The organism is Rhizobacter sp. (assembly GCF_031412075.1).
GTDB lineage: Bacteria > Pseudomonadota > Gammaproteobacteria > Burkholderiales > Burkholderiaceae_C > Rhizobacter.
Genome location: NZ_JANOCG010000615.1, coordinates 1 through 9,067, shown reverse-complemented (window position 1 = coordinate 9,067; position 9,067 = coordinate 1). Strand labels below are relative to the sequence as shown.

Below are 9,067 nucleotides of genomic sequence, written 5' to 3'. Positions count from 1 at the left end.
CCTTGCTCAGATGTTTCGCATCTGACAGGCTATCTGTGACAAATTCATGACACCTGTATGACCGTCACAGAGCACTTTGTTCTGTCACGGCGGTGTCATATGTGACTTCTACAGTCTCGCCATCCATAGCCAGCTCACTGGAAAGGTGCAGACATGAAATCCATCTCCGTTCAAATTGCCGCGACCACGATCACCCTCGGGTTTGCCTCTGGCGCCGCCTTGGCGCAAGACGTTACTGGTGCCGGCGCTTCGTTCCCCGCTCCGCTGTACGCCAAATGGGCTGACTCGTACAACAAGGCGTCTGGTGCCCGCATCAACTACCAATCGGTCGGCTCGGGCGCGGGTTTGAAGCAGATCCGCGGCAAGACGGTCGACTTTGGCGCATCCGACATGCCGCTCAAGGATGACGAGCTGCAAAAAGACGGCCTGATCCAATTCCCCACCGTCATCGGCGGTGTGGTGCCGGTGGTCAACATCGTTGGCATCAAGTCGGGTCAGATCAAGCTGACCGGCGCGGTGCTCGGTGACATATATCTCGGCAAGATCACCAAATGGAACGATACGGCACTGACCGCACTGAACCCCGGCGTGCCGCTGCCTGATGCCGCCATTTCCGTGGTGCGCCGCGCTGACGGCTCGGGCACCAGCTTCATCTTCACCAACTACCTGTCGAAGGTGAACGAAGAGTGGAAGACCAAGGTCGGCGAAGGCACCGCTGTCAACTGGCCCACGGGTGCCGGTGGCAAGGGCAACGAGGGCGTGGCCGCATTCGTTAGCCGCCTGCCCAACTCGATCGGCTATGTGGAGTACGCCTACGTCAAGCAGAACAAGATGACCTACACCCTGTTGAAGAACAAGGATGGTAATTTTGCGACCCCCGACGACGCCAACTTCAAGGCCGCCGCAGCCGGCGCCGAATGGAACAAGAGCTTCTACCAGGTGCTGACCGAGCAGCCCGGCAAGGATTCGTGGCCCCTGACGGGCGCCACCTTCATCCTGATGCACAAGGCGCAAGACAAGCCGGCACAGGCAGCGGCTTCGATGAAGTTCTTCGATTGGGCTTTCACCAACGGTGATGCCGCGGCGGCCGAACTGGAGTACGTGGCACTGCCCGACGTGGTGAAGAACCTGGTGCGCAAGCAGTGGGGCGAGATCAAAGACGCTTCGGGCAAACAAGTCGCCTTCAAATAAACGCAGCTCTGAGCTGCTCGAACGTGGTGGTGCCCGGGAGCCGGGCCCACCGCTTGCCATTTCGGAGGGGCTGTGGCCGCTACACTTCCTGCATCTCACTACGAGCCCGACAAGATGCAACGCTCTGACCCGCTGGGGCGCCCTCCGGAGGCTCGGCGTTCAGCGCCTTGGGCCGACACGGTCTTCTCGATGCTGGCGCATGGCGCCGCCATCCTGACACTGCTGCTGCTGGCCGGCATCATCATTTCCCTGTTGATCGGCGCTGCGCCGGCGATCAAGGAATACGGTTTCAGCTTCCTCTGGAACAGCGAATGGGATCCCGTGCAAGACAAGTACGGCGGCCTGGTGATGATCTACGGCACGGTGATGACTTCGCTCATCGCGCTGATCATTGCCGTCCCGGTCAGTTTTGGCATCGCGCTCTTCCTCACGGAGCTGTCTCCCGGCTGGCTGCGCCGTCCGCTCGGCATCGCCGTGGAACTGCTGGCCGCCGTGCCTTCCATCGTCTACGGCATGTGGGGCCTGCTCGTCTTCAGTCCGGTGCTCTCCACCTACGTGCAGCAACCGCTGCAGGCACTGTTCGCCGGCGTGCCGGTGCTCAGCACGCTGGTGTCGGGCGCGCCGGTGGGCATCGGCATCTTGTCGGCCGGCATCATCCTCGCGATCATGATCATTCCGTTCATTGCATCGGTGATGCGTGACGTGTTCGATGTGACCCCTACCATGTTGAAAGAGTCGGCGTATGCGCTGGGCTCGACCACCTGGGAGGTGGTCTTCAAGGTGGTGCTGCCGTACACCAAGACGGGCGTCGTCGGCGGCATCATGCTCGGCCTCGGGCGGGCCTTGGGTGAAACCATGGCGGTCACTTTCGTGATCGGCAACTTCAACCAGCTCAACAGCCTGTCGCTGTTCCAGGCGGCCAACAGCATTTCGTCGGCACTGGCCAACGAGTTTGCCGAAGCGGGCGAAGGCCTGCACCAGGCCTCGCTGATCTACCTGGGCCTGGTGTTGTTCTTCATCACCTTCGTGGTCTTGTCCCTGTCTCGGCTGCTCTTGTCGCGGCTGAAGAAGGGCGAAGGAACGCGCACATGAGCAGCACCTTCATCTCTTTGGACACGGCGCGCCTGGCCAAACACCGGCGCCGCAAGACGGTGAATGCGATCGCCTTGACGCTGTCGCTCGCCGCCATGGCCTTCGGCCTGTTCTGGCTGTTCTGGATCCTGTTCGAGACCGTTCGCCTGGGTGTCGGCGGCCTCAATCTCGATACCTTCACCCAAATGACCCCGCCACCGCTGGCCGAGCGTGGTGGCCTGGCCAACGCGATCTTCGGCTCGATGGTGATGGTGGGCCTGGCCACCTTCATTGGCACTCCCATTGGTGTGCTGGCAGGCATCTACCTCGGCGAATATGGTCAGAAGACCTGGCTGGGAAGTGCCACGCGTTTCATCAACGACATCCTGCTGTCGGCCCCCAGCATTGTCATCGGCCTCTTCATCTACTCGGTGGTGGTGGCGCAGGTGAAGTCGTTCTCGGCCATGGCCGGCATCCTGGCGTTGGCCTTGATCGTGATCCCGGTGGTGATTCGCACCACCGAGAACATGCTGACGCTGATTCCCAATTCCTTGCGTGAAGCCGCCTACGCGCTGGGCACGCCCAAGTGGCGCGTCATCATGACCATCACCCTCAAGGCCGCACGCGCCGGCGTGATCACCGGGGTGCTGCTGGCGCTGGCGCGCATTGCGGGTGAAACCGCGCCGCTCCTGTTCACCGCCTTGTCGAACCAGTTCTGGACGAACGACCTCAGCTCGCCGATGGCCAGCCTGCCGGTCACGATCTTCAAGTTTGCGATGAGCCCCTACGAGAACTGGCAGAAGCTGGCTTGGGCGGGCGTGTTCCTCATCACCCTCGGCGTGCTGGCGCTCAACATCCTCGCGCGGGTTTTCCTCCGCAACAAACACTGATCCCGGAGTTCGCAGAACATGGACACCAAAGTCGAACCAGGCGTGACCGACAAGCCCAAGCTGGCTGTGCGCGACCTCAATTTCTATTACGGCGCATTCCACGCGCTCAAGCGCATCAACCTCGACATTCCCGAGAAGAAAGTCACCGCCTTCATCGGCCCATCGGGTTGCGGCAAGTCCACCTTGCTGCGCACCTTCAACCGCATGTTCGAGCTCTACCCCGAGCAGCGCGCTGAAGGCGAGATCATGATCGACGGTGAAAACATCCTGAAGTCGAAGCACGACATCTCGTTGATCCGCGCCAAGATCGGCATGGTGTTCCAGAAGCCGACGCCGTTCCCGATGTCCATCTACGACAACATCGCGTTTGGCGTGCGCCTGTTCGAGACGCTGCCACGTGTCGAGATGGACGAGCGTGTCGAGTGGGCGCTCAAGAAGGCCGCCTTGTGGAACGAAGTGCGCGACAAGCTCAACCAGAGTGGGTCGGGTCTGTCGGGTGGTCAGCAGCAACGCCTGTGCATCGCACGCGGCATCGCGATCAAGCCCGAAGTGTTGTTGCTCGACGAACCCTGCTCGGCCCTCGACCCCATCTCCACCGGCAAGATCGAAGAACTGATCCACGAGCTGAAGACCGACTACACCGTCGTCATCGTCACGCACAACATGCAGCAGGCAGCGCGCTGCTCAGACTACACGGCTTACATGTACCTGGGTGACCTGATCGAGTTCGGCCCGACGGCCGAGCTGTTCATGAAGCCGAAGAAGAAGGACACCGAGGACTACATCACCGGCCGTTTCGGCTGATGCGCCAGGAGCCAACATGACGGAAAAACATCTCTCAACACAATTCGATGCCGAGTTGAGCGGTATCTCGACCCGCGTGCTCGAAATGGGCGGGCTGGTCGAATCACAGGTGGCGCAGTCGGTCTGGGCACTCACCAACTTCAGCGGCGAAGTGGCCACCGAAGTGCTGCGCAACGAAGAGCGGGTCAACGGCATGGAAATGGAGATCGACCGCGACCTGTCGACCATCATCGCCCGCCGCCAGCCCACGGCGCGTGACCTGCGCCTGCTGATCGCCATCTCGAAGACCATCGCCAACCTGGAGCGTGTGGGCGACGAGGCAGCGCGCATTGCCCGCACGGTGCAACGCCTCATCAACACCGGCGTGTCGAGCCGCCTGCGCCTGCCGGTGAACGACCTGGCCTACGAGGCCGAGCTGGCGGTGGCCCAGCTGCGCAAGGCGCTCGATGCGTTTGCCCGCCTCGACACCGCCAAAGCGATCGAGGTGCTCAAGCAAGACGACCAGATCGACCAGGAATTCGACGGCCTGATGCGCAAGCTCATCACCTACATGATGGAAGACCCGCGCACCATCTCGTCGAGCATTGACCTGATCTTCGTGGCCAAGGCCATCGAGCGGGTGGGTGACCACGCCAAGAACCTGGCCGAGGTCATCATCTACATCGTGAAGGGCACCGACGTGCGTCACAACCCGGTTGAGACCGTCGAATCGATGGTCAAGTGATGAGGAGCAGAGCATGAGTCAAGTCTTGGTGGTTGAGGACGAATCGGCGATTGCCGAGTTGATGTCGATCAACCTACGGCATGCCGGGTACGAGGTCGTGATCGCGACCACCGCCGACGAAGCGTTGGCCCAGGTGGATCGTGTGCTGCCCGACCTGGTGGTGCTCGACTGGATGTTGCCCGGCCAGTCGGGCCTGCAGCTTGCCAAACGCTGGCGTTCGCAAGCGCGCACGCGCGAGTTGCCGATCATCATGTTGACCGCACGCGCTGAAGAGGCCGACAAGATCTCGGGTCTGGATGCGGGTGCAGACGACTACCTGACGAAGCCTTTTTCCACCCACGAACTGATGGCGCGCATTCGCGCCGTGCTGCGCCGCAAGGCGCCCGAGGCGCTGGATGCTGCGGTCGAAGTGGGCCTGCTCAAGCTCGACCCGGCCACACGGCGTGTCTCGCGCGAAGGGCATGAGCTTCGCCTCGGCCCCACCGAGTTCCGCTTGTTGCACTTCTTCATGACCCACCCGGAGCGTGTGCACAGCCGCTCGCAACTGCTCGACAGGGTGTGGGGGGATCACGTGTTCATCGAAGAGCGCACGGTGGACGTGCACGTCAAGCGTCTGCGCGAAGCCTTGAATCCGGTGCAATGCGCGCACATGATCGAAACCGTGCGCGGCGCGGGCTACCGACTGACCCAGCAGGTGCAGACGCTGTCTGCCTGAATCTCTCATGAACTGGTTGTTGCCACGGTTGCTGGCTGGCGCATTGGCCATGGCCGCGGGTGGTTTCATCGGTTATCTCGGCGGGGCGCCGCTGCAAGCGCCGGTGATCGGTGCGCTCGTGGGTGGCTCGCTCGGGGTCAGCCTGCTGGCGCTGGTCGACACGCTGCGTGGCTATCGCCTGATCCATTGGCTGAGCGGCTCCCAGGAGGGCCCGGCGCCGCGTGATGCCGGCTTCTGGGGCGAGATCGGCTACCGCGTCGAGCGGTCCATCCGCAACCGCGAAAAGAGCATGGCGCTGGAGCAGACACGGCTGGCGCAGTTTTTGTCGGCGATGGAAGCCTCGCCCAACGGCGTGTTGCTGCTCGACGAAGCCGACCAGATCACCTGGTGCAACTCGATTGCCGCCGATCACTTCGGTCTCGACCCCACGCGTGACCGCCGCCAGCGTGTGACCAACCTCGTGCGTGCTCCAGCCTTTGTGGCGTACCTGCAGGCAGGGCAGTATGCCGAGCCGGTGTCCATTCCGGAGCCGCGAGGCAGAGGCACCTTGTCGGTGTTGGTGCGGGAGTATGGCGAGGGCTTGAAGCTGGTGCTCTCGCAAGACGTGACCGCCCGTGAGCGCTCTGACGCGATGCGGCGCGATTTTGTTGCCAACGTCTCGCACGAGATTCGCACGCCGTTGACGGTGTTGTCTGGCTTCATTGAAACCATGAGCAGCCTGCCGCTCACCGAGGTGGAGCGGCGGCGCGTGCTCAGCCTGATGGGGCAGCAGACCCAGCGCATGCAGACGCTGGTGAGCGACTTGCTCACGCTGGCACAACTCGAAGGCGGCCCGCGGCCGCCCAGCGATCGCTGGGTGTCGGTGGGCAAGCTGCTCGGCCAGGCGCATGCCGACGCGGTGGCACTGTCGATGGGGCGCCACCAGTTCAATGTGTCCGACGCCGATGGTGCGCAACTCGCAGGCATTGAAAGCGAGTTGATGAGTTCCATCGTCAACCTGGCCACGAACGCCGTGCGTTACACCCCCGAAGGCGGGCGCATCGGCATGAGCTGGCGAGTGCGCGACGATGGGTCGGGCGAAGTGACGGTGAGCGATACCGGCATCGGCGTTGCGCGCGAGCACATCCCGCGTCTGACCGAACGTTTCTACCGTGTCGATGGCAGCCGCTCGCGCGAGACCGGCGGCACGGGGCTTGGGCTGTCGATCGTCAAGCACGTCGTGCAGCGCCATGGTGGCGAGCTCGACGTTCAAAGCGAGCCGGGCAAGGGGTCGACCTTCTGCCTGATCTTTCCGGCGGCGCGCGTTCGCATCGTCGAGCCGGCACCCGACCCGAAGCGTTTCACACGCTCCGGCGACCAGGCTGTTTCGAGCTGAGGCTTCGGGCTACGGCTTCGGGAAGGCGCCGCCCTCACGGCGGTAGATGGCGATCACCTCTTCCTTGTCGGAAGGGCGCTGCTCGCGTGCCATCAGTTGCCACCCGCGTTCGACCGGCGCGCGGCGTTTGACGGTCTCGGTCAACAGCAAGAATTCACAGCGTGTATTGCTTGCCTTGGTCAAGCCGTCGACACGGTAGTCGCCAAAGTATTCGAGTGCTGCCAGTTGTGCGCGATTCATGCCGGGTGCGGCAATGCAGGCGTCGCGCGGCACGTACTGCGACACGCGGTTGATGAGCGGTCGGTAGCTGCGCGCGTAGTCAAACAAGGGCAGCCCGAGAGTCATCAACAATAGCCAGCACAGGGCCACGCCGCTCGCGGGCAGCACCATGCTTTTCCACAGCGGATGGCGGTGGCGCCCGGTGCGCCATTGCACCAACCACAGCCAGGCCAGCGTTGCCAGCCCGGCGAGCACCAGCGCAAGCACTGAAAAGCTCGGCACGAAGCCAGGCGCGAGGCGCATCACGTTGGCGGCAGGTTTCGCCGGGATACCGGTGTAGACCGACAGATAAACGACCCAGATCGCCAGTGCCCATGCGCTGAAGAAGAAGACCGAAAACCAGTCGATCGCAGCCGCGGTGCCGCGGTGAAGCGTGGGCAGGGCGAACGCGGCCAGCACCGCCAGTGGCGGCAACACCAGCATCAGCGCACGGTCGGAGCCGCCCATGGCAACACAGGCCACCAAGCTGACCAGCGCACAGCCCAGCGGCACCGCAATGTGCCGGTGCTGCAGGTGGGCTCGCCAGCGCCACAGCGTCCACAGCGCCAGCGGCCAGGCCGGCCACATGAACCATGCCAGGAGGCGAACGACGCTGAAGACGTCGGTGGCATCGAAGTAACGATCGAGCCGCCAGCCCCACGCGCCGAGCGCTGTGGCCACGAGTGCCGCGGCGATGGCCGCAGCGATCACCCACCACACAAACAGACGTGCCGGCGCGTAGCTTGAGCGCCAGCACGAAATTGCGCCCGCAGCGGCCAGCCACATCGCGATGCTGGGCGCGCCGCTGGCGGCCAGTGCGGGCAGGGCGACCAGGACCGCAACCCGGCTCTGCCAGGGCCGGAACGGGCTGGCTGCTAGCGCGTACAGAAACAGCGCCACGCTGGCCAGTTGGCCCAGTTCGGGCGTGGTTTCATGGCCCAGTTGCAGCAGCCCAAGCGAGGCGATCAAGGCCAGCAAGGCCCCATCGGCAATGGCACGGGCGTAATCGATCGGGCTTGCCTCGCCGCCAAAGGCAAACGGCACCGGCTGCGCTGCGTCAGTGCGCGCCAGGTGGTATGTGCTGTACCAGGTGAGCAAGAAGCTCAGGCCCAGCAACACGGCGAACGGGATGCGCGCCGCCAACTCCGGTGCGATCAACCCGCCCGACAGTTTGATGAAGATGGCGCCCAGCCAGTAGGGCAGCAAGGCCGCGTCGGCCGGCAGACCACCGACCATTGGCGACAGCCACGGGGTGTGTCCCTGGGCGATATTGACCATGTAGCCGAAGGCAGTGAGGTCGGCGTTCTTCCACGGGTCTCGCCCGAAAAGGCCGGGCAGCAGATAGGCCGCGCAAAACAGAAGCAGCGCCAACCGCGGCAACCGGCGCGCCGCACGTTCGGTGACCAGGGCAGGGTTCGGAGTGTTCAAGATGTCACGGTATTGAGCAGGCGACGATGATGCAGCAACTTGGCCGAGGCTTCGTGCAAGGCAACAAAAAAGGCAGCCGAAGCTGCCTTTCATGATGCCCGGTGAGGCGCTTATTTCTTGAGGTGCGCAAACTTGTTGCGGAACTTCTCGACACGACCGCCGAGCGAGTCGACGCTCTTTTGCGTGCCGGTGTAGAAGGGGTGCGACTCGCTGGTGGTTTCCAGCTTGAAGAGCGGCACTTCACGGCCATCGTCCAGCTTGATGGTTTCCTTGGTCTGAGCGCAGGAGCGCGTCACGAACTTGAAACCGTTGGACAGGTCGACGAAGCACACGTCGCGGTAGTTGGGGTGAATGCCGTCTTTCATGGGGAGCCTCTTCGCTGGTGAGTGCTGGGAGCCACGCCAAACCCTTTGGCGCACTTTCCAGAATGCGGAAAACCCGCGATTATGCCATGGCAGTCTCGACTGTCAGCCGCCCCGCCGCATCATGTCGAAGAAATCGTGGTTGTTCTTCGTGGACTTCATCTTGTCGAGGATGAATTCCATCGCCTCGATCTCGTCCATGGGATAGAGCAGCTTGCGCAGAATCCAGGTCTTTTGCAGGATTTCTGG

At 63.0% G+C, this 9,067-nt stretch carries 9 protein-coding genes and 1 pseudogene; 7 read left to right on the top strand and 3 right to left on the bottom strand.

The genetic code is table 11. From position 1 onward, the window contains the following. Nucleotides 1–153 precede the first annotated feature (153 nt). The 7 genes from pstS to phoR all read left to right on the top strand — a co-directional run bounded on the left by pstS (nt 154) and on the right by phoR (nt 6,770). Nucleotides 154–1,191 (top strand): phosphate ABC transporter substrate-binding protein PstS, encoded by a 1,038-nt coding sequence (gene pstS / locus RMO40_RS22725; protein ID WP_309725876.1) that lies wholly within the window; start codon nt 154–156, stop codon nt 1,189–1,191. A 114-nt stretch (nt 1,192–1,305) separates the two neighbouring features. Then, nucleotides 1,306–2,283 carry a phosphate ABC transporter permease PstC gene (gene pstC, locus RMO40_RS22720; protein ID WP_309725875.1) on the top strand — a complete coding sequence of 326 codons (978 nt, stop codon included), beginning with the start codon at nt 1,306–1,308 and terminating at the stop codon, nt 2,281–2,283. Then, the gene (gene pstA / locus RMO40_RS22715; RefSeq protein WP_309725874.1) at nt 2,280–3,152 is read left to right on the top strand and encodes a phosphate ABC transporter permease PstA; all 873 of its coding nucleotides are present in this window, start codon (nt 2,280–2,282) and stop codon (nt 3,150–3,152) included. Before pstC ends, pstA begins: the two co-directional genes overlap by 4 nt. 18 nt (nt 3,153–3,170) lie before the next feature. Further along, nucleotides 3,171–3,956 (top strand): phosphate ABC transporter ATP-binding protein PstB, encoded by a 786-nt coding sequence (gene pstB, locus RMO40_RS22710; protein ID WP_309725873.1) that lies wholly within the window; start codon nt 3,171–3,173, stop codon nt 3,954–3,956. Between the two features lie 16 nt (nt 3,957–3,972). After that, the gene (phoU, locus tag RMO40_RS22705) at nt 3,973–4,680 is read left to right on the top strand and encodes a phosphate signaling complex protein PhoU (RefSeq protein ID WP_309725872.1); all 708 of its coding nucleotides are present in this window, start codon (nt 3,973–3,975) and stop codon (nt 4,678–4,680) included. A 13-nt stretch (nt 4,681–4,693) separates the two neighbouring features. Beyond that, nucleotides 4,694–5,395, top strand: coding sequence for a phosphate regulon transcriptional regulator PhoB (gene phoB, locus RMO40_RS22700; protein ID WP_309725871.1), 702 nt, complete (start codon nt 4,694–4,696; stop codon nt 5,393–5,395). A 7-nt stretch (nt 5,396–5,402) separates the two neighbouring features. Then, nucleotides 5,403–6,770: a phosphate regulon sensor histidine kinase PhoR gene (gene phoR / locus RMO40_RS22695; protein WP_309725870.1), complete on the top strand. Its 1,368-nt coding sequence runs from the start codon at nt 5,403–5,405 to the stop codon at nt 6,768–6,770. Between the two features lie 9 nt (nt 6,771–6,779). Here phoR and RMO40_RS22690 read toward each other — a convergent pair whose 3' ends face one another. From RMO40_RS22690 to rho, 3 genes and pseudogenes are all read right to left on the bottom strand, one after another. Continuing rightward, entirely contained in the window at nt 6,780–8,456 is a 1,677-nt protein-coding gene (locus RMO40_RS22690; RefSeq protein ID WP_309725869.1) for a hypothetical protein, read from the bottom strand. A gap of 110 nt (nt 8,457–8,566) precedes the next feature. Next, a complete protein-coding gene (locus tag RMO40_RS22685; RefSeq protein WP_309725868.1) occupies nt 8,567–8,821 on the bottom strand; it encodes a type B 50S ribosomal protein L31 in 255 nt (84 codons plus the stop codon). Between the two features lie 102 nt (nt 8,822–8,923). Continuing rightward, a pseudogene (rho, locus tag RMO40_RS22680) lies at nt 8,924–9,067 on the bottom strand (transcription termination factor Rho); the annotation flags it as partial.